This window comes from Gordonia asplenii (assembly GCF_012933505.1).
Lineage (GTDB): Bacteria > Actinomycetota > Actinomycetes > Mycobacteriales > Mycobacteriaceae > Gordonia > Gordonia asplenii.
In genome coordinates this window covers 98529-120812 of the sequence record NZ_JABBNB010000010.1, presented here as the reverse complement: position 1 = coordinate 120812, position 22284 = coordinate 98529, and the positions used below count along the sequence as shown (strand labels likewise).

24 protein-coding genes and 1 tRNA gene are annotated in these 22284 nt (G+C 65.5%); 15 read left to right on the top strand and 10 right to left on the bottom strand.

Annotated elements, in window-relative coordinates; translation table 11 throughout:
* The first annotated feature begins 112 nt into the window (after positions 1–112).
* Positions 113–1360: an MCE family protein gene (locus tag HH308_RS11800; RefSeq protein ID WP_170194399.1), complete on the top strand. Its 1248-nt coding sequence runs from the start codon at positions 113–115 to the stop codon at positions 1358–1360.
* Between the two features lie 125 nt (positions 1361–1485).
* Positions 1486–1559: transfer RNA gene (locus HH308_RS11795), tRNA-Met, on the top strand.
* Positions 1560–1750: 191 nt separating this feature from the next.
* Here HH308_RS11795 and HH308_RS11790 read toward each other — a convergent pair.
* Positions 1751–2011, bottom strand: coding sequence for a C40 family peptidase (locus HH308_RS11790; protein WP_170194398.1), 261 nt, complete (start codon positions 2009–2011; stop codon positions 1751–1753).
* A gap of 34 nt (positions 2012–2045) precedes the next feature.
* Between HH308_RS11790 and HH308_RS11785 the strand changes: the two genes are divergently transcribed.
* Together HH308_RS11785 and HH308_RS11780 are read left to right on the top strand one after the other, a co-directional pair.
* Entirely contained in the window at positions 2046–2693 is a 648-nt protein-coding gene (locus HH308_RS11785; RefSeq protein WP_170194397.1) for a VOC family protein, read from the top strand.
* A gap of 537 nt (positions 2694–3230) precedes the next feature.
* Positions 3231–4133 (top strand): HNH endonuclease signature motif containing protein, encoded by a 903-nt coding sequence (locus HH308_RS11780; RefSeq protein WP_170194396.1) that lies wholly within the window; start codon positions 3231–3233, stop codon positions 4131–4133.
* Positions 4134–4712: 579 nt separating this feature from the next.
* Here the strand turns inward: HH308_RS11780 and HH308_RS11775 are convergent.
* From HH308_RS11775 to HH308_RS11750, 6 genes are all read right to left on the bottom strand, one after another.
* Positions 4713–5357 (bottom strand): chymotrypsin family serine protease, encoded by a 645-nt coding sequence (locus HH308_RS11775; RefSeq protein ID WP_170194395.1) that lies wholly within the window; start codon positions 5355–5357, stop codon positions 4713–4715.
* 90 nt (positions 5358–5447) lie between these two features.
* A complete protein-coding gene (locus HH308_RS11770) occupies positions 5448–6188 on the bottom strand; it encodes a hypothetical protein (RefSeq protein ID WP_170194394.1) in 741 nt (246 codons plus the stop codon).
* A 101-nt stretch (positions 6189–6289) separates the two neighbouring features.
* A complete protein-coding gene (locus tag HH308_RS11765) occupies positions 6290–6610 on the bottom strand; it encodes a transglycosylase family protein (RefSeq protein ID WP_170194393.1) in 321 nt (106 codons plus the stop codon).
* A gap of 275 nt (positions 6611–6885) precedes the next feature.
* On the bottom strand, positions 6886–8310 hold the full coding sequence (locus tag HH308_RS11760; protein WP_170194392.1) for a lipase family protein: 1425 nt from the start codon (positions 8308–8310) through the stop codon (positions 6886–6888).
* A 121-nt stretch (positions 8311–8431) separates the two neighbouring features.
* The gene (locus HH308_RS11755; protein WP_170194391.1) at positions 8432–9655 is read right to left on the bottom strand and encodes an acyl-CoA dehydrogenase family protein; all 1224 of its coding nucleotides are present in this window, start codon (positions 9653–9655) and stop codon (positions 8432–8434) included.
* Positions 9656–9685: 30 nt separating this feature from the next.
* Positions 9686–11056 (bottom strand): acyl-CoA dehydrogenase family protein, encoded by a 1371-nt coding sequence (locus HH308_RS11750; RefSeq protein ID WP_170194390.1) that lies wholly within the window; start codon positions 11054–11056, stop codon positions 9686–9688.
* Between the two features lie 143 nt (positions 11057–11199).
* Between HH308_RS11750 and HH308_RS11745 the strand changes: the two genes are divergently transcribed.
* The gene (locus tag HH308_RS11745; RefSeq protein WP_312870552.1) at positions 11200–11667 is read left to right on the top strand and encodes a DUF2752 domain-containing protein; all 468 of its coding nucleotides are present in this window, start codon (positions 11200–11202) and stop codon (positions 11665–11667) included.
* On the opposite strand, the gene HH308_RS11740 is transcribed toward HH308_RS11745, so the two are convergent.
* Positions 11660–12376, bottom strand: a complete 717-nt coding sequence (locus HH308_RS11740; RefSeq protein WP_170194389.1) for a DUF6319 family protein — start codon at positions 12374–12376, stop codon at positions 11660–11662. The genes HH308_RS11745 and HH308_RS11740 overlap by 8 nt on opposite strands.
* A gap of 87 nt (positions 12377–12463) precedes the next feature.
* Positions 12464–13081 (bottom strand): TM7S3/TM198-like domain-containing protein, encoded by a 618-nt coding sequence (locus tag HH308_RS11735; protein ID WP_170194388.1) that lies wholly within the window; start codon positions 13079–13081, stop codon positions 12464–12466.
* A gap of 43 nt (positions 13082–13124) precedes the next feature.
* Here HH308_RS11735 and HH308_RS11730 point away from each other — a divergent pair, with 43 nt between their 5' ends.
* A complete protein-coding gene (locus HH308_RS11730; RefSeq protein ID WP_170194387.1) occupies positions 13125–13784 on the top strand; it encodes an MBL fold metallo-hydrolase in 660 nt (219 codons plus the stop codon).
* A 77-nt stretch (positions 13785–13861) separates the two neighbouring features.
* Positions 13862–14902, top strand: coding sequence for a mechanosensitive ion channel family protein (locus HH308_RS11725; protein WP_170194386.1), 1041 nt, complete (start codon positions 13862–13864; stop codon positions 14900–14902).
* Between the two features lies 1 nt (position 14903).
* On the opposite strand, the gene hisN is transcribed toward HH308_RS11725, so the two are convergent.
* The gene (gene hisN / locus HH308_RS11720) at positions 14904–15707 is read right to left on the bottom strand and encodes a histidinol-phosphatase (RefSeq protein ID WP_246284542.1); all 804 of its coding nucleotides are present in this window, start codon (positions 15705–15707) and stop codon (positions 14904–14906) included.
* A 19-nt stretch (positions 15708–15726) separates the two neighbouring features.
* On the opposite strand from hisN, the gene HH308_RS11715 reads away from it, so the two are divergent.
* The 8 genes from HH308_RS11715 (at position 15727) to HH308_RS11680 (ending at position 22231) form a co-directional block, all read left to right on the top strand.
* Positions 15727–16092, top strand: a complete 366-nt coding sequence (locus tag HH308_RS11715) for a hypothetical protein (RefSeq protein WP_170194384.1) — start codon at positions 15727–15729, stop codon at positions 16090–16092.
* Positions 16093–16121: 29 nt separating this feature from the next.
* On the top strand, positions 16122–17237 hold the full coding sequence (gene prfB / locus HH308_RS11710) for a peptide chain release factor 2 (protein ID WP_170194383.1): 1116 nt from the start codon (positions 16122–16124) through the stop codon (positions 17235–17237).
* On the top strand, positions 17224–18189 hold the full coding sequence (locus tag HH308_RS11705) for a mechanosensitive ion channel family protein (RefSeq protein WP_170194382.1): 966 nt from the start codon (positions 17224–17226) through the stop codon (positions 18187–18189). Before prfB ends, HH308_RS11705 begins: the two co-directional genes overlap by 14 nt.
* Positions 18190–18204: 15 nt before the next feature.
* A complete protein-coding gene (locus HH308_RS11700; protein WP_170194381.1) occupies positions 18205–18687 on the top strand; it encodes an Rv3103c transmembrane domain-containing protein in 483 nt (160 codons plus the stop codon).
* Positions 18688–18748: 61 nt separating this feature from the next.
* On the top strand, positions 18749–19435 hold the full coding sequence (gene ftsE / locus HH308_RS11695; RefSeq protein ID WP_170194380.1) for a cell division ATP-binding protein FtsE: 687 nt from the start codon (positions 18749–18751) through the stop codon (positions 19433–19435).
* A gap of 128 nt (positions 19436–19563) precedes the next feature.
* On the top strand, positions 19564–20457 hold the full coding sequence (gene ftsX / locus HH308_RS11690) for a permease-like cell division protein FtsX (protein ID WP_170194379.1): 894 nt from the start codon (positions 19564–19566) through the stop codon (positions 20455–20457).
* 61 nt (positions 20458–20518) lie between these two features.
* Entirely contained in the window at positions 20519–20992 is a 474-nt protein-coding gene (smpB, locus tag HH308_RS11685; RefSeq protein ID WP_170194378.1) for an SsrA-binding protein SmpB, read from the top strand.
* Positions 20993–21040: 48 nt separating this feature from the next.
* Positions 21041–22231, top strand: coding sequence for a glycoside hydrolase family 27 protein (locus tag HH308_RS11680; protein ID WP_211188411.1), 1191 nt, complete (start codon positions 21041–21043; stop codon positions 22229–22231).
* Positions 22232–22284 lie beyond the last annotated feature (53 nt).

Genomic DNA, 22284 nt, shown 5'->3' with positions numbered 1-22284 from the left:
TGCCCGCGATTCCACTGTAGCCAGTTTGTGGTTCTTGTCACAGTATTGGCGGTTTTGCGTATCAGCCACTTACCTCTGGTAATGGAACAATGACCGTCGTTAGTATTCGCGGATGCCGCCGCTTGGTGTACTGGAACGCGTCCAGATCGTTGCGCTCGTCGTGCTGGGGATCGTCGCCACGGCCTTCGCCGGGGTGCGTTATGTGCACGTCGATCGAATGGTCGGACTCAATTCGTATCGGGTCGTCGCAGCGCTGCCCGAGTCGGGTGGGATTTTCGTCAACGCCGAAGTGACCTATCAAGGTGTGCCCGCCGGGCGAGTGACCGACCTGCGGCTGACTCGCGACGGCGTCGACGTTGTGCTTTCGCTCGATGGCGACCAAGGGCGTATTCCAGCGAGTTCCGTTGCGGTGGTTGCCAATCGGTCGGCGATCGGTGAGCAGTATGTGGACCTGCAGCCGACGTCGGCGTCGGGCCCGTTCCTCTACGACGGTGCTCGCATCACGAAGGCCTCGGTGCCGCCGCCGCTCGACGACGTGGTTCGCAGCGCGCTCGACTTCGCGGAGTCGGTTCCGATTGACGACTTGCACACCGTCATCACCGAATTGGGCAAGGCCTTCGACGGGCAGGGCGAGAATCTCAGTCGTCTGGTGACGTCGTTGGGCCGACTGTCGTCGGCCAGCGTCGAGAGTCTTCCGGAAACCATTGCGCTGCTGAAGAATTCGAATGTCGTGCTCGCGACGCAGGCCGATCAGTCCGACGCCGTGCTCGACTGGTCACGCAACCTCGACCTGGTCACCGCGACGCTGGCGTCGGCCGATCCCGACGTGCGACGGTTGCTGACGACGGGCACCGCGACGGCGTCGCACCTGTCGACGCTGTTGCAGCAGCAGGGTGCTGACGTCGGCAGGGTCGTGCACGATCTGGGTTCGACGGCGTCGACCATCGCACCGGCCGGTTGGGCCACCAACTCGGCGCTCGCGATGCTCTCCATGCTGTCGGCGAGCAGCCACGGACCAGTGCATCGCAACGGTCTGATCTACTTCGGCATCGTGCTGGAGACCAACAATCCGGCGGCCTGCACGCGCGGTTACGAGGGGACGACGGCGATGATCGAGAAGATCAAGCGCACCAATCCGCGATTCGACATCAACTACGACGACTTCCCGCTCAACACGAACGCGAACTGCGCGGTCCCGCAGGGAAGTCCGACCGGTGTGCGCGATGCCAATCGCGCGGCGCTGTCGAATCCGGCGTATCCGCAGCCGTGGGACGGCAAACCGAAGGTCGATGCGGACCGGCTGAACCTCAATCCACTCGCGCAGCAGCTTGCGGCGCTGCTCGGCGTGCATCCGAGGTGACGGTGTTTCTGCAGGTCAGAGCGGTCTTGACTGTGACGCTCGTCACGAGTTTCCGGTCGACCTGGGGCTTTGCGTAAACCGATTTGCGCCGGGGTCGGACCACCTGTAACTTAGTGTTTACCCAACGCGGGGTGGAGCAGCTCGGTAGCTCGCTGGGCTCATAACCCAGAGGTCGCAGGTTCAAATCCTGTCCCCGCTACAAAGAGAAAGTGGCCCTGACCAGCGCAAAAATTTGCGCATCGGTCAGGGTCATTTTCGCATCTCCGAGCGCTGATTCGACGGTTCCGACTGAAAGGTTGGGGCGCGCTCAGCCGAGGCGGCGGACGATGGTGATCTCGTCGCTGAACTCAGACGGGTGCCGCAGCGGACGTTTTCTCCGGTCTGGGGTGCCTACACGATGTGATCACCGCCGAGGTAGATCACGACGTGGTGCGTTTCGCGGGTGCCGGGGTAGGTGTAGAAGCTCAAGTCGCCGCGGGTGACTAAACGCGCTTGCGTCGATTGTTGCTTGTTGAGCACGTCGTATGGATCTTGTGGGCCTGTGCGACGAATGACGTGCCATGGTGGGGATGCGCCCGACCAGGAGACGTCTAGACTGGTCTGTGCCTTTCGGGACGCATCGACGATCAAGGTCGAAAGGGCGATGCCCACCCGCTGAACTGATCTGTCAGCAGAAGGGTGAGCGATGTCCTCGATCGAGACGTACCGCAAGCAAGCTAAGCAACTCAGGCGCTGGCATAAGGAGCGGAACTACTCTGTCGGCGCTAAGGTGCGGCAGCTGGAGCGCTACCGCACGCTGACGGACGTCGAGGTACTGGCGATGCCGCTGCCGCTGGTGCTCGCCCAGGAGATCGTGGCTGCCGAGGCCGGGTACTCAGGCTGGGAGGAACTTCGCGCTGCGGCCGAGCACGACCGGTCGCCACACAGGCGCTCGACCGCCGACGCCGTCGGAGGTGGCGGGCCGCGGCTCAAGCCTGCCGTGCCGATTCTGTTTGTTAGTGATGTTGCCGCTGCGGCGAATTGGTTCGGGGGACTTGGTTTCATGACAGACTTCCTGCACGGGAATCCACCCTTCTACGGCTCCGTCTCCCGCGGTGGCGCCTGCCTGCACCTGCGGCTGGTCGCCCGTCCGAACTTCGCCGAGCTCGCGGGTCGCGAGCACTCCCTCATCCTCGCCACGATCGAAGTAGACGACGTGAAGACGCTGTTCGACGAAATGGCTGCTCGGGGCATTGAGTTCGTTCAGCGGCTGACCCGCCAAGTCTGGGGTGGCCTTGACTTCCATGTCCGAGACCCGGACGGAAACACGATCTCGTTCGTCCAGTACTCATAAGCCGTGTCGCCGCAACACCGCGCCTGGACAATGTGAATCCCGAGGTTCTACTAGATGCGGCGTCGCCGGTTCTGAAGGAGTTGGCAATCGAGCGGGGTTACGGCAAGTCGGCGGTGTTCGGATCGGTTGCCCGCGGGTACCGGTGGTTTCGAATTCGTGCGGTTCAAAGCGCGTCGCCGAAATCACTGCGAGGGGAAAGGGTGCCTGGAACTGCTGATCGAGCGAGTAAACGCATACATCGGTGAGGACAACACTGCCAGCCTGGACAAGTAGACACTGGGTAGCTGCCACAACGTGCTCCATGTCGTACCTCGACTCCGTCCTCCTTGAGCACGTTCGGCAAGGTTGGTCTGCGCGATCGCCTCGCGCAACGGCACTACTGTCCGAAGTATCCGATGTGTCGGTAGTGCCCGCTACGATCGCCGCACAGCCCGCCCCGGATTGTGGCGGGTAGAACGCGAGAAGTAGATCGCTGGACAGGGTGTCGTCGGAAACTTTCCGGCACGTGCCGGCATCGATCAAGGAGAACGGAAGACAATGGCGTTTTGGTGGGCGAGTCAGGGCAAGAATCATCCGATAGCGATCCAGCAGGGGTCGCTGTGGACCTGTCCGTGGTTCGATGGTCGAATCCCAACGGATCGGGCACTGATCAAAGACATCCAGCCGGGCGACGTCGTATTCCACTACCAGGGGCCGTTTCTGCGTGCCGTCAGCACAGCGTTGACGCAGTGGCAGACCGCACCCCGACCGGAGGGGTACCCGAAGAAGCGTGACGAGGATTCCGACACCGGCTGGCTTGTCACCGTAAAGCCGCTGGTGACAGGGCTTGAGATCGATCGGTCGCGGATCGCCGAGCTGCTCCCGCACGGGTCTCCTGGCCCGCTCGACGAGCGGGGGCTCCCGCAGCAGAAGTACCTGTCGGCGCTGACCGAGGCACAAGGCCACACACTTCTGGCAGAGCTCGACGCGGTGATCGCCGATACCGTGTCCACCGACATCGAACTCGTCGGCAGCGACGCCGAGACGATCTACGGTGCTGGATTCACCGACGCCGCGTCGGTGGGATCGACGCGAATTGAGCAGGCAGCACTCCGCGCGTTCCTCGCGGACGGGCGTTCGCAGGCAGCGTGCGCTCTGTGCGGTCGGATACTGCCGATGTCGATGTTGGTGGCCGCGCATATCAAGCCACGGTCGAAGTGCACCGACCAAGAGCGCCGGAACTTCAGCGCCGTCGCGATACTGGCCTGTGTACTCGGGTGTGACGCCCTGTTCGAGCGCGGCTACATCGCCGTCGACGAAAGCGGGACGATCGTGCCTGGACGCGCCGCCGACACGGATGCGATCGGGGATGCCGTTGCTCGATTGGTCGGCAACACGACGACGCGATTCGATACGCACACCGCGCCGATGTTTGCGGGACATCGGGAGTTGATCGGCTGAGCTGTCGTTTGTCGGCCGGGTGTTCCGGATGTGCGAGGTTACGAGTCGCAGGCAGGTCCCAGCGCTCAGTGCTCAGTTGTGATGGCGAAAGCTGCAGGCGCGCAGCATATTTCGGGTTGTGTCGAGTTGGGTTCTTCGGCTCGCCGACCCCTCGTTACACCGAAGCTCGTGCCTCGCTTCGGCACTCGGGGAGCGGGGGCTGGGAGCGGGTGTCGTGGCTCCTGGGTCGTGTTGGGTTGTTCGGCTTGCCGACCCCTCGTTACACCGAAGCTCGTTCCTCGCTTCGGCACTCGGGGAGCGGGTTGTTGCGCGGAAGGTCGTGTCTCGCTTCGGTACTCGGGGAGCGGGGTGGCGGTGCTTGGGTGTCGTGGCTCCTGGGTCGTGTTGGGTTGTTCGGCTTGCCGACCCCTGTAAGGAAGATGCCATGTCTCCGCAGTTCAGAGGTTTGACTGGACATGGCATCTTGCATTATCGCGTCCACCAGCGAAGCGGTGTCGAGGCTCGTTACACCGAAGCTCGTGCCTCGCTTCGGTACTCGGGGAGCGGGGTGGCGGTACTCGGGGAGCGGGGTGGTTACACCTACCGCAGATACCCCGGAACCCGGGACAGCGGGGCGAAGGTGGTCATCTTGCCGGTTCCGGCGGAGAGAATGCCGATGACCGATCCCGACGAGTTGCGGACACCGCCGCCGCTGTCGCCTTCGCTGGAGCGCAGCGTGGTGCTGATGCTGTAGGTCTCCTGCAGCGTCAGGAACGGCGGAGCGAATGAGAAGCCGTGTGCGTCGAGGAGTTCCGGAGTCGGATCGAGGACGGTGCCGCGAGTGAGCCCGGTGGTGACGCCGTACTTGGAGACCGACTGGCCCTTGACGAGGTGGCCGGAGAAGTCGACGGCATCCACGCGCGCGCTGGTTCCCGGAACGAGGGTGATCACGGCGACGTCGAGATGGCGGGAGGTGCCGAGGTTGGAGGTGATGGTGCCGATGCGCGCGCCGTCGGGGTTATAAACGGGCTTGCCCGTGGCGCCGCAGTGGGCGGCGGTGTAGGCGCGGGTCGGAGATACGACGGCGCCCAGGGTGCACTTGGCGTCGGTGATGATGGATTGAGGAATGCGGATGTCCATACCCGACCGAACCGGCGTCGACGGCGCGGCCTGCGCGACCGCGACCGGGGCAACGGCCACCAGGGCAGTCGCCAGTACTGCCGAGGCAAAGTGTGTGGCCTTCATCCGCGAAGTCCTCTCGATTGGCAAAGCTTTGATTAAGAATTCATAACCTAGCATGCCGTTCTGTGTGGCGCGTGGCGGATCGTTGCTGGCCTATGCGGCCTGCTCAGCGGGGGAGTCGCTCGGCTGGCCCGCGACGAGATCTTCCAGCGACAGACCCCATCGGCCGAACCGGGCGTCGAATGTCGTTGCTCGACGCTGTGCCCGCTCGACCTTCGCGGGGCTGTAGAAATGCCGCGCCCACCGCGATGACGGCCGGGCCAGGCGAACGGCACCGATCAGGGCGACCAAAGGCAGCAGTGCGCCGAGGATCGACGTCGAGTACTTGCCCTTCGACACGCATACGACGACCGCGGCGATCCGCAGCGGCATGTCGACGGTGAACACCATGTGGGCGGGCAACCAGCCGGCGTCGTCGTCGAAGGGCATGTAGCCGAGCAGCATCAGCCCGAGGATCGCGAACGTGAGCGTCACCACCTGGACCGACAGTTGTCCCTCTCGGGTCCAGTAGACGTCGCGCAGATGCAGGATCAGCGCGAACTCGTCGAGGACCAGCGAGGTGCCGACTCCCACCGCGACGGCGGCGATCTCACCGATGGGCGACGCCCCGTCGCCCGCGACCGACATGATGCCTCCGAAAGCCATCAGGATGATGCCCGGCACCGCGTGATGGATGTGGACGCCGCCATGCACGTTGTTGCGGAACGGTCCGCGCCCGGCGCGGATCATGCGGGTGATCACCCGAGTGACGACGAACGTCGTCAGAAAGGCCACGAACAAGAGGAACAGCGGGAAGCGTCCGCTGTGCACCAACTCGGACAGGTGATGGGCCATCAACCCAGACTAGGCCGGGCGTCACCGAATCCCGACAGAATGCGCCAGGCCCCGACATCCGATGGATGTCGGGGCCTGAGAGGCTCGATGTGGCGAGACCCTTACAGGTTCGAGCCGCAGACCGGCCATGCGCCGGCGCCCTGGGTGGCCAGGACGTTCTCGGCGACACGGATCTGCTCTTCGCGCGAAGCGTTCGACGCCACGCCCGAACCGCCGTTGGCTTCCCAGGTGCCCTGAGTGAACTGCAGACCGCCGTAGTAGCCGTTGCCGGTGTTGATGGCCCAGTTGCCGCCGCTCTCGCACTGTGCGACGGCGTCCCAGTTGTGGCCGGCGGCCGAAGCGTTGCCCGCGAGGACGGTCAGCGGGGCGATGGCCAGGGCGCCGGTCACGGCGGTACGAACTGCAATCTTCTTGAGGCTCATGTGAATGAGTCACCTTCCGTATTCGTCATCACCGCGATTTGTGGTTTTCGGTGATGAACTATGAACGGAAAGGACACTACGTAATCAAACCGTGATCTGTCATGTCGCGATTGTGAAAAACGACTAGTCAGATCACGGAATGATAACTATGTGATTTTCAGTGTATTCCCAGCTTAAAGCGCATAACGACCTGTGAATTCGCTAGGTGCCCTTGACCTGCGAAAAGTGGCCTATCACACAGCATTTTTGTGAGCCGGGTCACCTGATTTACGTGCTCAACGAGCGCCGACCGGCAGCCCCAGCATCGCCGACAAGGAGCCCGCGACGATCGGTCCGAGCCCCTGCAACGACTGCTCGGTGAGCAGCGAACTGGGTAGGGTGGTGATCTGGCAGCCGCTCGGCGTCGGGGCTCCGGGCGTCAGTCGCGTGTTGATCCAGTCGAATGCCGCGCTGGCTCCGGTCATCAAGACGATCCCGTGTGTCGAGGAGATCTGCGGAATGGGATTGGGCGGGAGCTGCTCGCGGTGGAACGTCACCGCGGCCCCACCGCGGCAGTAACTGCGCACCAGACGGTCGGTGCCCGCGATCGGCGCGACCTCCTCGCTGATGCCGTTGTAGATGTAGGTCGGCACCGTCGGAGCCCGGCCGGTGATGCCGCGCTCGGCGATCGCCTTCTTGATGATCGGATCGTTCAGCACGACGTCGACGGGCCGGGTCAGGTAATTGCGATAGTCGAACCACAGGTTGGACAGGACGTTCTGCCCGACGCAGTGATTGCGGGTCTCGGCGACGATCTGGCGGCCCCGCGGCGTCAGGAACTGGTTGAGGCGGGCATGGAAGGCCGGCGAGTCCTTGCCGATCGCTCCCAGCGCGATGGGGATGAGTCCGGCGAGCGGAGTGAAGTTCACCGACTTGAGCGACGCCCCCAAATCGCGCTCGGGAGCGCCGAACGCGGCGCCCTTGATATTGAGTTCCGGCGCATACGTGGGCTGCTCTTCGACGGCCCAGCTGCTCGCGATCGCGCCGCCCGAGTAGCCCCACAGCGCGGTCGGGGTCTTCTTGGGCAGCTGCGAGGGCATGAAGTTCTGCACCGCACGGATACCGTCGAGCACCGCATAGCCGGGCTGATGAGGGGTGAGGAAGGAGTTTCGGCTGCCGCCGTGGTCGGGCATCGCGACCGCCCAACCCTTGGTGAGGCCGGCCGCGGCCAGGAGCGTCTCGGCGCCGCCGTTGGTCAGCGTGATCGGCCCGGTGCGGGAATAGAGGTCGATCGGCAGCCCGTGGGTCAAGCTGTACGACGGCCCGCACACTCGCAGGATCGAGTCGGTCGCCGCCTGGAACGACAGCAGTTTGCGTTTGTACCGCGCGCCCTCGGGGATCATCAGCGTGGTCACGGTGACGTCAGGTTTGCCGTATTGATCGGCCGTCCGGTACAACAGCTGCCACGCCTGCACATGCACTGGAAACAGTTGCAGCGCACGGACATTCACCGGGCGGCTCTTCAGCACCTGACCGGCGGCGGCCGCGGCGAAGTTCGCCGGGGCGTCGTAGAAGGAGTCGCGTGGGGGTGCGGGCTCGGCTGATGCGACGCCGGTGGTGGCGGTGAGCGTGGCCGCTGCCACGGTGGTGGTGACCGCGACGGCGACGGTACCCCGCGTCAACCGGCTGAGGAAACGACTGACGCTGGACAGATGACCCATAGCGAGGAACATACGCGGTCGATTACCAGCATGTATGCGGTTTTTGATACTTGCCAGTCGGGTTTGTGCAGCACGACGGCCCCGCCGGTTCGACGCCGACGGGGCTCGTGGAGAGTGATGGCTACTTCAGTTCGGCGCTGCTCTTGTTCAGCACGCGACGTGCGATCACCAGGTTCTGGATCTGCTGGGTGCCTTCGAAGATGTCGAGGATCTTCGAGTCGCGGGCCCACTTCTCCAGCAGCAGGCGCTCGGAGTAACCGAGCGTGCCCGCCAGCTCGACGGTCTTGTTGGTGATGTCGGTGACGGTGCGACCGGCCTTGGCCTTCGACATCGACGCCTCGGCGGAGTTGGGCTGCTTGTTGTCGGCCATCCAGGCGGCCCGCATCGTATGCAGATACGACGCCTCCCAGTCGCTTTCGAGGCGGATGAACTCGGCGGCCGCGGCATGCTGATCGGCCGCCGGACGGTCGTAGTCGATCTCGACGCCCGCCTCTTCGAGGATGCGGCGCAACTCTTCGAGCGCGGCACGTCCGACGCCGACGGCCATGCCGGCGACCATGGGGCGGGTGTTGTCGAAGGTCTGCATGACCCCGCCGAACCCCTTCTTGGTGTCCACCTCGGGCGACCCGAGCAGGTTCTCCTTGGGGATGCGGCAGTCCTCGAAGCGCAGCACGGTGGTGTCCGAGACACGGATGCCGAGTTTGTGCTCGAGCCGGACGACGGTGACGCCCGGATGTTCCCGCGGTACGACGAAGCTCTTGATCGCGGCGCGACCGGCGCTCTTGTCGACGGTGGCCCATACGACGATGTGGGTGGCCCGTGAACCGGCGGTGACGAAGATCTTCTCGCCGTTGATGACGTAGTCGTCGCCGTCGAGGGTGGCGGTGGTCGACACGGCGGCCGAGTCGGAACCGAAGCTGGGCTCGGTGATGGCCATCGCGGCCCACACCTTGCCGAAACTCTTCAGCTGCTCGTCGGTGGCGACGGCGGCGATCGCCGCGTTGCCCAGGCCCTGGTAGGGGATGCAGAGCATGAGCCCGACGTCGCCCCACGACGTTTCCAGGGCGTTGAGCACCGACTGCATGTTGCCGCCGTTGACGACGGCGCCGTCGGGCTTGGCCGGCTTGTTCTTCGCGGCGGCACGCCCGCCGTCGGCGCCCGCACCGGCCGCGCCGGCGGCGGACAGGCCGTCGTACAGGCTGGCGAGGGTGTCGAGTTCGATCGGATAGTCGTGCTCACGCAGATCGTATTTGCGCGAGATGGGCCGGAAGATCTGCGCCGCGGCCTGGTGAGCCTGGTCGATGGTGGTGTCGAGTTTGCGGGGCAGTTCGAGATTGATTGCCATTGTTATTGTCTCCCAAGTACTTTCGCGTCCTTAGAGGACCACGATGCCTTCGCCGATGCCTGCGCCGCGCAGATCGCGGTACCAGCGCTCGACCGGGTGCTCCTTGGTGAAGCCGTGGCCGCCGAGCAACTGCACGCCGTCGAGGCCGATCTGCAGGCCCTTGTCGATGGTCAGCTTGCGGGCCAGCGCCGCTTCGCGCGCGAACGACAGTCCCTGCTCGGCGCGCGCCGCGCCGCGCAGCGTGACGAGCCGGATCGAGTCGACCTCGGTGGCGATGTTGGCGACCATGAAGGCGACGGCCTGGCGGTTGGAGATCGGCTCGCCGAATGCCTCCCGCTCGTTGACGTAGGGGATCACGTAGTCGAGGACTGCGCGGGCGGTGCCCATCGCAAGGGCCGACCAACCCAGGCGCGAGAGCCGCACGACGTCGCGGTAGGCGGCCGCAGCGGTATCACCCTCGGCGCCGCCGAGCAGAGCGCTCGTCGGCACTGCCACGTCCTGCAGCAGCAGGCGACCCATGCCCGCGGCGCGTACGCCCATGCCCGGATCGGCTTCGACGATCAGTCCGGTGGTGTCGGATTCGACGATGAACAGCGCGGGCCGACCGTCGAGCTGGGCGCCGACGATGAACAGCTCCGATGACCCGGCAGCGGGCACGAATGACTTCACACCGTTGAGGCGGTAGCCGCTCGGCACGCGAGTTGCCTTGGTGGACAGGTTGAATGCGTCGAACAGTGCCCGGGGTTCGGCGATGACGACGGCCGACTGCGGCACGTTCTCGCCGGCGAAGTCGGGAAGGTAGGTGCGCTGCTGCTCGTCGCTGCCGAAGTTGGTCAAAGTGGTGGCGACGCCGCTCGGGGCGAGTAGCGGCAGGGCGAGACCCATGTCGCCGTAGGCCATCGCCTCGGCGACGAGCGCGTTGGTCACGACGCCGCGTTCGCTGGCCGCGCCGTCGAACTCTTCGGGGACGTTGATCATGGTGATGCCGAGCTCGGCGGAGCGCTCCAGGATGTCGGCCGGGGCCTGGGCCGCCGTGTCGGCGTCGTAGGCGGCCGGACGCAGGATCTCGGTGCTGAACTCCTTGACGGTGTCAGCGATCATCTGCTGCTCGTCGTCGGGGGTCAGGTTGAAGTAGTCCTTGGGGGTGGTGGCCAGCCGCTTGGCCTTGCCGTCGCCGCCCTGGGCCGCTTTGAACGCGCGATTGGCCGCGCCGAGAGTCTGAAAACCGGTCTTGGTGCCTTCGTAGGCGATGCGGTTGATGGGCTCGCGCAGCTTGTACTTCTCGGCGAATTCGGAGCCGGTCACGCTGGTCAGGACGCGCATCGCGGTGCCGATCGCTGAGCGCTTGCGGGGATTGCGGCCGACTGCCGAGGTGTCCCGGGGCTCGGTGGAAGTTGTCATTGTCACCAACTGCTTCTCGTCGAGGTGGATGATGGTTGAGCTGGCCTTTCGGCCAGTCCCACGGAGTTCTTACTCCCTAGTAAGAACAGACCTTACTCCTCGGTAAGGAAGATGTCACGTGTGGTGCCCGATACATTTGTGTGGTGGACCCGCACGAGCTCGAAGTCATCGAATCCCCGCGCCGGCCGCTCATCGCGGCCCTGCCCGCGGCGGCGGTTGCGGCGGGCGGGGTAGCGGTGTACGGGATCGCGCTCGCGTGGTCGCCGGCCGCAGTGGTGTCCGGTCCGGGATTCTGCCCGTTTCGGGAGATGACCGGCTGGCCGTGCCCCGCGTGTGGCCTCACCCGCAGCTTCGTGATGCTTGCGCACGGAGATGTGGCGCGCGCGTTCTCGTTCAACCTGTTCGGGCCGGTGTTCTTCGTGGTGGGGTTGGCGGCGACGATAGTCGCGGGCTGGTCGCTCGTCGCTCGACGCCCCGCGGTGCTGGAGAAGTTCGGGTCGTGGCTGACCACGCCGGCCGCCATGGTGCTGTTGGCCGTCTGGATGGCCTACGGTGTTGCGCGGATCGTCGACGCGGCGCGCGGTACCGGGCTGTTCCCGTCGGTTACGTAGTCCCGAGATTCGCCAGAAGTGCTTGCGCCGCAGCGAGTTCGGCGCTCAGCTCGTCGACGCGGCGCTGCGCCTCTTCGCGGGCCGCATTGAGCACCGACGACGTGGCGGCCAGCGCGGCGTCGTCGGCGAGCCCGACCATCGCGGCGTCGACGGAATCCGGTGTGACACTGCGGGATCGGGTGGGTTTGCGGCCGCCGCGAGTGACTGACACCGACCATTTGTTGTCCGGCGTGCCGAAGATCGTGACGGTGACCGACGCCGGCGGCTTGGGTGAGCCGACCGCGCGGCGCGCGGGTTTTCCGGCGGCCGGCTTGACCGACTTGGGCGTTGCGGGCGCGACGTCGGCGGAAGTCGGTGGGGCCGCTGGGGATTGACGCGCTGCGGGGACGCTCGGCGCGGCGGGCTTGGCCGGTGACGACGCGGCCTGCCGAGTCTTGGCCGGTTTCTCTTGTGGTGCAATGTTTTTCGTCAACCGGAGTTCGTCGGCCCCGTAGGGCAGCGCGTCGTCGACGCCGCGCGGTTTGACGGTCACGGTACTGCCCGACACCGAGATGACCCGCGCGGACGCGCCCGCGGTGAGTCCGAGGCTCGGGACGCCCTCGCGCAGATAGACGGTCGCCGCCTTGCCGTCGGCGACGGTCGCGGCGAGGGCGGTGAGGTCGTCGGGGGTCAGGAACTCCGATGCGGATGCGGAGCGGCGCGGTGGCATGAGCAGGCCTTTCTCATCGAGCAGGTGATGAGATCAGTGTCGCACATGGTTACGACAGAATCGCACGGGTGTGCGAAGTGTCGGGGCTCACCACTGGTCGGCAAGCTCCTCGCGCCCGACGATCCGCGACTGCACGACGATGCCGGAGACCGCGAGGATCAGGTACAGGATGTACCACACGACGTTGTGGCTGATCGTGGAGGTGATCGAGGCGCGGCCGAAGTCGTCGAGCGAGATCACCGTCGTCACCAGCATCACCCCGCCGACGATGGCGGAGGCGCCGCCCAAGGCACTGAACACGACGAGCAGGATGGCCGGAAGATTCAGGGCGACGGCCGCGACGGCGAGCAGGATGCCCACCACGACGCCGATCACGACGATCACCCAATTCCAGGTGACGCCGATGCCGGCCATGATCGCCGAGCCCAGGATGAATCCGATCGAGGCCATCGTGAGCACCACGGCGACCGAGTAGTAGAGGTAGGCCAGCAGCGCGAAGACCACGCCGATGAGCACGCCGATGAACCATCCGAGGAAGGTCGACAGAAAGCCGTCGCCGGTCAGCGCGGAGATCAGACCGGCGCCCAGGTTGAAGCCGGCGAATGCGCCCCAGATGGTGATGACGATGCGCATCGCGACCACTCCGCGAAAGCAGAAGACGACGCCGACGAGAATCGCGAGGATGCCGATGAGGATGCTGTTCACGCGATAAGCGTAGCGACGTGACGGTTGGTGCGATGATGGATTCATGCGCTTGACTCACTTCGGACATTCCTGCCTGCTCGCCGAATTCGACGGCACCAGAATCCTTTTCGATCCAGGCACACTGTCGGTGGGGTTCGAGGGCCTCACCGACCTCGACGCCGTCCTGATCACCCACCAGCATCCCGATCACGCCGACGTCGCGCGGTTGCCCGCACTCGTCGCCGCCAATCCCGAGGCGCTGCGCTACGCCGATCCGCAGACCGCCGCGCAACTCAACGACGACGGTGCGGCGGGGGAGTGGACGGCCGCGCACGCGGGCGACACCTTCGACGTCGGGGCGGTGACCGTCCGGGTGACCGGCGGGCGGCATGCGGTGATTCATCCGGCGATCCCCGTCGTCGACAACGCCGCCTACATCGTCGACGCCGCGTCGCAGGTGGGCGCGCTGATGCATCCCGGTGACTCGTTCTACATCCCATTCGAGAAGATCGACGTGCTCGCGCTCCCGGCTGCGGCACCGTGGATGAAGCTCAGCGAGTCCGTCGACTATCTGCGCGGGGTCGCGCCGCGGGTAGCGGTGCCGATCCACCAGGGTGTGCTGTCCGCCGCCGGTATCGCGATCCATAACGCGCGACTGGACGAAATGAAGGACGCGGCAACCGAATTCGTGGTGCTGGACGACCGAGCGCCGACCGATCTGTGAGCACCGCGGTGGTGCCGAGGGATGACGAAACGAGCGATTGTCACTAGCCTGCAGTCGTGCCTTCCTTAGCTTTGCAAATGACAGACACGACACGCGACTGGCTCATCGACAAGCCCATCCACATCGCGATCTACGTCGCCCTGGCGCTCGTCGTCCGCTACGTGATGCACCTAGCGATCGACCGCGTCACCGGTCAGCGTCGACCCGCGGACGTCGTACGCAGACGGCTGTGGAAACGGCGTCGGTCCGCGCGGGCAACACCTCCGGTCGACGACGCGGCCGAGCTCGCCGTAGGCGAGCGGGGCGGTGTCGGATCGTGGCGTCTGGCCGGTGAATCGTTGCGTTCGGGCCTGCGCCATCGCACACCGGACCAGCTCAGGGATGCACGCAACCGTGATGCGCGGACCCGACGTCGCCGTCTGCAGCGTGCACACACCATCGGGTCGGTGCTGAAGTCGGCGGTCTCGTTCACGGTATTGATCTGGGTGATCCTGCAGAGCCTCGCCATCGTCGGGGTCAACGTGGCGCCGTTCATCGCCTCGGCGGGTATCGTCGGCGTCGCCCTCGGGTTCGGTGCGCAGAACCTCGTGCGCGACTTCCTGTCCGGGCTGTTCATGCTCTTCGAGGATCAGTACGGCGTCGGTGACGTGGTCGATCTCGGTGACGCGGTGGGCACCGTCGAGTCGGTCGGCCTGCGGGTGACAACCGTCCGGGACCAATGCGGAACCCTGTGGTACTGCCGGAACGGCGAGATCATGCGGGTCGGAAATTTCAGCCAGGACTATGCCGTGGCTTTCTTGCAACTTCCGATCTCCTACGGCTCCGACGTCGATCTCGCCTGCCGGGTCGCGCTCGATACCGCACAAGCCGTCGCCGACGAGGAGGATCGCCGCGACGACGTGCTGGCGCCGCCGGAAATGCTCGGCGTCGACGGACTGAAGCCCGACGCGATCACTCTCCGGCTGACGATCACCGTCCGCGCGGGCGCCCAGTGGTCGATGGAACGCGAACTGCGGCGTCGCATCCGGCAGGCGTTCGACGCCAACGGCATCTCGGCTCCCTATCCGAACGGGCTGCCGGTCAGTGCGCTTCAGTCCGCGGTGTCCGCCGCGGAGTGAGTCACGGTCGCAGAGCGTCGAGCACGCGCTCGTGCAGCAGGCCGTTCGACGCCACCGCGGAGCCGCCGTGCGGTCCGGCGGCGCCGTCGAGCGAGGTGAACGTCCCGCCCGCTTCGCGTACCAGAATGTCAAGCGCCGCAAGGTCCCACAGTGACACCTCGGGCTCGGCGGCGACATCGACCGACCCCTCCGCGACGAAGCAGTAGTTGAGGAAGTCGCCGTAGCCGCGTACCCGCCACACGGCGTCGGTCAGCTCGATGAACTTCTCGCGCACACCGCGTTCGGCCCACCCGGAGAGACTGGAGAAGGCGAGACTGGCGTCGTCGAGCGAACCGACGGCCGAGGTGGAAAGTCGTTGCGGCGCGGCGTCGTCGAAGCTTGCGAAGGCGCCGAGTCCGGCGGCCGCCCACCACCGGCGCTTGAGCGCGGGCGCCGACACGACGCCGACGACGGGCACGCCGTCGACGAGCAGGGCGATCAGCGTCGCCCACACCGGCACGCCGCGCACGAAGTTCTTGGTGCCGTCGATCGGATCGACGATCCATTGGCGTCCGGTGAACGACGCGGTGCCGCCGAACTCTTCGCCGAGCACCGCGTCGTCCGGCCGATGCTGTGAAAGCAGGTCCCGGACAAGGGTTTCCGCGGCGAGGTCGGCGTCGGAGACGGGCGTGAGGTCGGGTTTGGTGTCGACTTCGAGATCCATCGAGCCGAACCGGGTCAGGGTGAGCGCATCGGTGGAATCGGCGATCGAGAGCGCGACCGCGAGATCGTCGGCGATCGTCGAGGCCGGGGCGATGTCGGACATGACGACTAGGGTAGCGAGCATGTTGGTCCAGATCACGTTCGCCGTCATCATCGCGGCCGCCGCGGTAGCGCTCATCATCCAGTTGCAACGTGGGCGCCGACCGAAGGCGCTGTCCGCCCAGCAGTCCGCGCAGTTCGAAGAGGGCACTCTCACGGTGACCGGCGTGAGTGATCGGCCCGCGAAGGCGGATGCGAAAGGCGAGGTGTTCGCGACGATATCCGGGACGATCGTCGGGCCGGGCACCTCGCCGACCGACGTCTACACCACGGTGGTGCTGAACCTGGCCAACGATCGGTGGCCGCGCCCCGGCGACGACCTTCCGGTCCTCTACAAGCCCGGCAAGGTCGACACGAGTTGGCGACTGGGGACGCTGCCGCCGCCCTAGGCGACGGGTAGTCGGTATCCTGGTAAACCGTGCATCCCGACGTGACCGTTGATTTGGAATCCCTCGACGCCACCTTGTCCACCGTGGAGAAGGTTCTCGACCTCGAGGAGCTGCGTCGTCGGATCGACGAGCTGGAGATGCAGGCATCCGATCCCGACCTGTGGAACGACCAGGACCACGCGCAGAAGGTGACCAGCGAGTTGTCCTATGCGCAGGCCGAGTTGCGCAGGGTCACCGAGCTGCGGCAACGCCTCGACGATCTGCCTGTGCTCTACGAACTCGCCGAGGCCGAGGAAGGCGCCGACCGCACGGCCGCGCTCGCCGACGCCGACGGTGAACGTGTGACACTGCGCACCGACATCGAGGCGATGGAGGTGACGACCATGCTCGCCGGCGAGTACGACCCGCGTGACGCGCTGGTCAACATCCGCTCCGGCGCGGGCGGCGTCGACGCCGCGGACTGGGCGCAGATGCTGATGCGCATGTACATCCGCTGGGCCGAGCAGCACGGGTTCGGCGTCGAGGTCTACGACACCTCCTACGCCGAAGAAGCGGGCATCAAGAGCGCCACGTTCACCATCAAGGCGCCCTACATGTACGGAAAGCTGTCGGTCGAGCAGGGTACGCACCGGCTGGTGCGGATCAGTCCCTTCGACAACCAGGGACGACGACAGACGTCGTTCGCCGAGGTCGAGGTGCTGCCCGTCGTCGACACCACCGACCACATCGACGTCAACGAGAACGACCTGCGCGTCGACGTCTACCGGTCGTCGGGGCCCGGCGGCCAGTCGGTCAACACCACCGACTCCGCGGTCCGCCTCACCCACATCCCCACCGGCATCGTCGTGACCTGTCAGAACGAGAAGTCGCAGCTGCAGAACAAGGCCGCGGCGATGCGCGTGCTGCAGGCCAAACTGCTCGAACGCAAACGCCAGGAGGAGCGTGCCGAGATGGATGCGCTCAAGGGCGACGGCGGGTCGAGCTGGGGCAACCAGATGCGCTCGTATGTGCTGCACCCGTATCAGATGGTGAAGGATCTGCGCACCAACCTCGAAGACAACAATCCCAACAACGTGCTCGACGGCGCGCTCGACAAGTTCATCGATGCCGGCATTCGCTGGCGGATGGCCAATGCCGATGCGTAACGGTTCGCTGGCGGCAACCGGTGAACGGCTCGCGAGTTTCTCCGGCCCGGCGGGCACCGACCGACTGGTGCGCTGGCTGGCGACCAACGGCGTGCAGATCGTGCTGTGGGTGCTCGCGGCCGCGCTGATCATCCGTTTCGTCAACTGGGGTCTCGCCCGCTACGCGCAGCGGATCGACCGTGAGTTCGAGGGCAGCGACCTCATCGTCCGCACCGAGACCACCAAACATCGTCGTGCCCTCGTCGAGGTGGTCGGCTGGACTGTGATCGGCATCGTCGTGCTGGTCGCCGGACTGCAGGTGTTGATGGCGTTGGGCCTGCCGGTCACCAGCCTGGTCGGCCCCGGCGCCGTGCTCGGTGCCGCACTCGGTTTCGGCGCGCAACGCGTCGTGCAGGATCTGCTCGCCGGCTTCTTCATCGTCACCGAGAAGCAGTATGGCTACGGCGACGTCGTGGAGCTCACACTCACCGGCGGCAGCGACGCGACGGGAACCGTCGAGGACGTCAATCTGCGCGTCACGAAACTGCGCGCCAGCGACGGTGAAGTGGTGACGGTACCCAACGGGCAGATCGTGAAGTCGACCAACCTGTCCAAGGACTGGGCACGTGCCGTCGTCGACATCCCGATCCCCGCGGAAGCCGACATCGGCCAGGTCAACGAGATCCTCGGGCGCGTGGGTGCGGAGTTCTTCAGCGACCGCAACATGCATCGCCTGCTGCTCGACGCTCCGGCGCCGCTGGGCGTGACCGACCTCGAACTCGACTCGATGACCGTGCGAATGGTCGCGCGGACCCTGCCGGGCAAACAGTTCGAGATCAGTCGCGCGTTGCGTGCACGCATCATCCGTGCGCTGGCGCGGGCGGGCATCACCATCGCCCCCGGCCGCGACGTGCTGTCCGGGTCGACACCCCCGACCGGACTGGAACCGAGTGAGACCCGCGGCGATGCGTGAGCGAGAGGAGTACCGATGACCACCGACGACGATTCGACCGAACCGACCGACCCGCAGCCACAGCCGCAACCGGATCCTCACCCGCACCCCCGCTCGCGTGATTTCACGCACATCTACGGGACCCGCATCCGCACCTCGACCGCGGGAATGCTTGCGGCGTTCCTCGGTCTGCTGGTGCTGCTCGGCTACACGACCGACCATTACGCGCAGATCGACGCCGACAACGCCGCCCGCGAGCTCGCCCGTCGGCCGGCGTTGACGCAGACCACCGACGACTACACGCCGACGAGCACCACATCGTCATCGAGACGATCGTCGACGCCGCGCTCGTCGTCGACCGACGTCACCACGACGTCGGGAGACAGCGAGACGGAGTCGTCGTCGACGGAACCGTCGGCGTCGAACAACCAGCTCCCGCTGCCGAGCTGGCTGTTCCCCCAGGGCTCGACGCCGAGTACCCGCCAACAGACGACCGAGTCTCAGGTGCCACAGCGGTAACACGCCGGAGCGTGCCGCACCTGAGCGGAGTTCTCAGCCGTCGTCGCTACACTGGCATCTCGTGATCAAGCTGTCGGACGTCACCATGAAGTACAAGGCCTCGGCTCGCCCGGCCCTGTCGAACATGTCGCTGGAGTTGGATAAGGGCGAATTCGCCTTTCTCATCGGCCCGTCCGGGTCGGGCAAATCGACGTTCTTCCGGGTGCTGCTCAAAGAGGACAAACCGTCGTCGGGCGACGTGTACGTCGGGGACTTCCATGTCAACAAGCTCAAGGCCCGGATGGTGCCCAAGTTGCGCCAGTCGATCGGATGCGTGTTCCAGGACTTCCGTCTGCTGCAGCAGAAGTCGGTCGCCGACAACGTCGCCTTCGCGTTGGAAGTGATCGGCAAACCACCGAGCACCATCGCCAAAGCGGTACCCGAGGTGCTCGAATACGTGGGGCTCGAAGGCAAACTCGACCGGATGCCCTACGAGTTGTCCGGTGGCGAGATGCAGCGTGTCGCCATCGCGAGAGCCATCGTCAACCGCCCGCTGCTGCTGCTGGCCGACGAGCCGACCGGCAACCTCGACCCCGATACCAGCCAGGAGATCGTCGACGTGCTCGACCGCGTCAACCGGCGCGGCACCACCGTCGTCATGGCGACCCACGACCGCCAGATCGTCGACGCGATGCGACGCCGGGTCATCGAATTCGACGCGGGCCAACTGGTTCGCAACGACGTCCAGGGCATCTACGGCATCGGCTGAACGCCGAAATCGGCCCGAGCAGTCAGTCGCGTCCATCAAGGGCGACGGGACTTCGTCAGTCGCTTACATCACGGGCGACGGGACTACGTCAGTCGCGTCATCTACGCCGCAAGGAATCTGAGGAGAGCATGCGAGCGAATTTCATCATCAGTGAGGTCCTGAACGGGCTGCGCCGCAATGTCACCATGACGTTGGCGATGATCCTGACGACCGCCATCACACTGGGGATGTTCGGCGCCGGCCTGCTGGTGATCCAGATGGCCGACAAGAGTCAGAAGATCTTCCTCGACCGGGTCGAGATGCAGTTCTGGATCAACGACGACGTCGCCGACCGCGATCCCAACTGCACGCAGGATCCGTGCGCGACGCTGCGCAAGCAGCTCGAAGCCGAGCCCGGCGTCGCGAAGGTCACGTTCATCGATCGTGCCGCGGCGTACAAGATCGCCAAGGAGACCTTCAAGGACACCCCCGATATCGTCGACCAGAACACGCTGCCCGCGTCGTTGAAGGTGCGGATGAGCGATTCCGACCGGTTCGGGGCGGTGCTCGACAAGTATCAGAAGGCACCCGGCGTCGACGGCGTACTCGATCAGCGTGACCTCGTGAAGCGTATCTTCAGCGTGCTCGACGGTACCCGCAATGCCGCGTTCGTGATCGCCGTGATTCTCGCCATCTCGGCAATCATGCTGATCATCAACATGGTTCAGATCGCCGCGTACACCCGGCGCACCGAGGTGTCGATCATGCGGCTGGTCGGTGCGACGCGCTGGTACACGCAGTTGCCGTTCCTGCTGGAGGCGGTGCTCGCCGCCTTCATCGGCTCACTGCTGGCCATCGGCGGACTGTTCGCGGCGCGCATCCTGTTCTTCGAGAACGCGCTGCGTGATCTGTACGGCGTAAATATCCTTGCGCGCATCAGCAACACGGACGTATTGTTCGTGTCCCCATGGCTGGTGCTCGGCGGAATCCTGCTCTCGGGAGTGACGTCGTATGTCACCCTGCGCTGGTACGTTCGCGAGTGATCGAGCCTTCAAGACAGCACAACGGCTAGGACAGTGGTGAATTTCCGGTGGTGAACTTCCGGTGGTGAAGGAAAAGGGTCGCACGGTCATCGCGACCAACCGCAAGGCGCGGCACAACTACGCGATCGTCGATACCTACGAGGCGGGCATCGCGCTGCTCGGAACCGAGGTGAAGAGCCTGCGGGAGGGCAAGGCGTCGCTGGTCGACGCCTTCGCGACCGTCGACGACGGCGAGATCTGGCTGCGCGCACTGCACATCGCGGAGTACGGCAACGGGTCGTGGACCAACCACGCACCGCGGCGCAACCGCAAGCTGCTGATGCATCGCCGCGAGATCGACAATCTGATCGGCAAGATCCGCGACGGCAACCTGACCCTGGTGCCGTTGTCGATGTACTTCAACGACGGCAAGGTGAAGGTCGAGTTGGCGCTCGCCCGCGGCAAGCAGGCGCACGACAAACGACAGGACATCGCTCAGCGGACCGCTCGACGGGAAGTCGAACGGGAAATGGGCCGTCGCATCAAGGGCATGTAGGGGATTACTTTTCACGTGCGACGACGGGCCTTCCGCCGGATTCGAGCGTTGACAGCACTGCTGTCGGCGCTCGTCGTCGTCGCGTGTGTCGCGGAGCCGCCCGCGCGAGTGGGCGGCTCCGGCGTCGCACTGGCCGGTGTCGCGCCCACGCCGCCGCTGGGCTGGAACAGTTGGCAGCCGTACGGGTGCGGTGTCACCGAAGCGCAGGTGAAGGCGCAGGCCGATGCCCTCGTGTCGACCGGATTGCGCGACGCCGGCTACCGCTACGTCGTCGTCGACGATTGCTGGAATGCGTCGACGCGCACGAAAGACGGTGCGCTGCAATCAGATTCGACGAGATTCCCAGACGGAATGTCGTCATTGGGGGAGTACCTGCATCAGCGGGGACTCAAGTTCGGACTTTACGTCGGGGCGAGCGACAAGACGTGCACGCAGTATCAGGGACAGTATCCCGGCGCCACCGGCAGCCGCGGCGTCGAACAGCGTGACGCTGCGACGCTGGCGTGGTGGGGCGTCGACTACATCAAGGCCGACTGGTGTTCGAGCAATGGGGATCACGACGATCAGGTCGCGGCGTTCACCGCGTGGCGCGACGCGGTGCGCGCGACCGGGCGGCCGATGGTGTTGAGCATCAACCCGAACAGCGGGGTGTCCGGGATGCCGCCGGGCCAGCGATTCGACTGGGGCGGCGTCGCGACGATGACACGGATCACCAACGACATCGCGGCGTCGTTCGCCAGCGTGCTGGGCATCGCCGACGTCGTGGGTCTGGTCACGCCGCGGACGCGCGCGGATGCGTTCAACGACCCCGACATGCTCGTCGTCGGGCAGGGATTGAGCGCGGCGCAGGCCCGCACCCAGATGTCGCTGTGGGCGATGATGGCCGCACCGCTGATGATCGGGACGGATCTGACGAGGCTGTCCGACGCCGGGCTTGGGGTTGTCGGGAACCAGGCGATGCTGGCGATCGACCAGAATTCGCGCGTGGTGTCGGGGGCGCCGGTGGCGGGCGATCCGCAGGTGTGGTCGAGGGCGATCGGGCCGAAAGGGCTGGCGGTGTCGATGACGAACCGGACGTCGCGGAATGCGACCGTGACCGTGTCGCTGGCGTCGCTGGGATTGTCGGGCGACGGCGTGGTGGGCGTCGACGTGTGGACGTCGAAGCGGTATCAAGCGCACGACGGAGTGCTGTCGGTGCAGGTGGCGGCCGGCGACACGGCGCTGCTGGAAATCGTGTGAGGCCGGCGCGAGTAATTGGGATGAAGTTGTCGGGCGGTGTTGTTAGTATTGGA

Coding starts and splice junctions, on each gene's coding strand:
- HH308_RS11770 (WP_170194394.1), bottom strand. CDS start 6,188: ATGGCCCATCACCTGTCCGAGTTGGTGCACAGCGGACGCTTCCCGCTG.
- HH308_RS11760 (WP_170194392.1), bottom strand. CDS start 8,310: ATGGGTCATCTGTCCAGCGTCAGTCGTTTCCTCAGCCGGTTGACGCGG.
- HH308_RS11740 (WP_170194389.1), bottom strand. CDS start 12,376: ATGCCACCGCGCCGCTCCGCATCCGCATCGGAGTTCCTGACCCCCGAC.
- HH308_RS11700 (WP_170194381.1), top strand. CDS start 18,205: ATGACCACCGACGACGATTCGACCGAACCGACCGACCCGCAGCCACAG.
- hisN (WP_246284542.1), bottom strand. CDS start 15,707: ATGTCCGACATCGCCCCGGCCTCGACGATCGCCGACGATCTCGCGGTC.
- HH308_RS11775 (WP_170194395.1), bottom strand. CDS start 5,357: ATGAAGGCCACACACTTTGCCTCGGCAGTACTGGCGACTGCCCTGGTG.
- HH308_RS11715 (WP_170194384.1), top strand. CDS start 15,727: ATGTTGGTCCAGATCACGTTCGCCGTCATCATCGCGGCCGCCGCGGTA.
- ftsX (WP_170194379.1), top strand. CDS start 19,564: ATGCGAGCGAATTTCATCATCAGTGAGGTCCTGAACGGGCTGCGCCGC.
- HH308_RS11755 (WP_170194391.1), bottom strand. CDS start 9,655: ATGGCAATCAATCTCGAACTGCCCCGCAAACTCGACACCACCATCGAC.
- HH308_RS11750 (WP_170194390.1), bottom strand. CDS start 11,056: ATGACAACTTCCACCGAGCCCCGGGACACCTCGGCAGTCGGCCGCAAT.
- HH308_RS11705 (WP_170194382.1), top strand. CDS start 17,224: ATGCCGATGCGTAACGGTTCGCTGGCGGCAACCGGTGAACGGCTCGCG.
- HH308_RS11765 (WP_170194393.1), bottom strand. CDS start 6,610: ATGAGCCTCAAGAAGATTGCAGTTCGTACCGCCGTGACCGGCGCCCTG.
- HH308_RS11785 (WP_170194397.1), top strand. CDS start 2,046: ATGTCCTCGATCGAGACGTACCGCAAGCAAGCTAAGCAACTCAGGCGC.
- HH308_RS11730 (WP_170194387.1), top strand. CDS start 13,125: ATGCGCTTGACTCACTTCGGACATTCCTGCCTGCTCGCCGAATTCGAC.
- HH308_RS11800 (WP_170194399.1), top strand. CDS start 113: ATGCCGCCGCTTGGTGTACTGGAACGCGTCCAGATCGTTGCGCTCGTC.
- HH308_RS11780 (WP_170194396.1), top strand. CDS start 3,231: ATGGCGTTTTGGTGGGCGAGTCAGGGCAAGAATCATCCGATAGCGATC.
- HH308_RS11725 (WP_170194386.1), top strand. CDS start 13,862: ATGACAGACACGACACGCGACTGGCTCATCGACAAGCCCATCCACATC.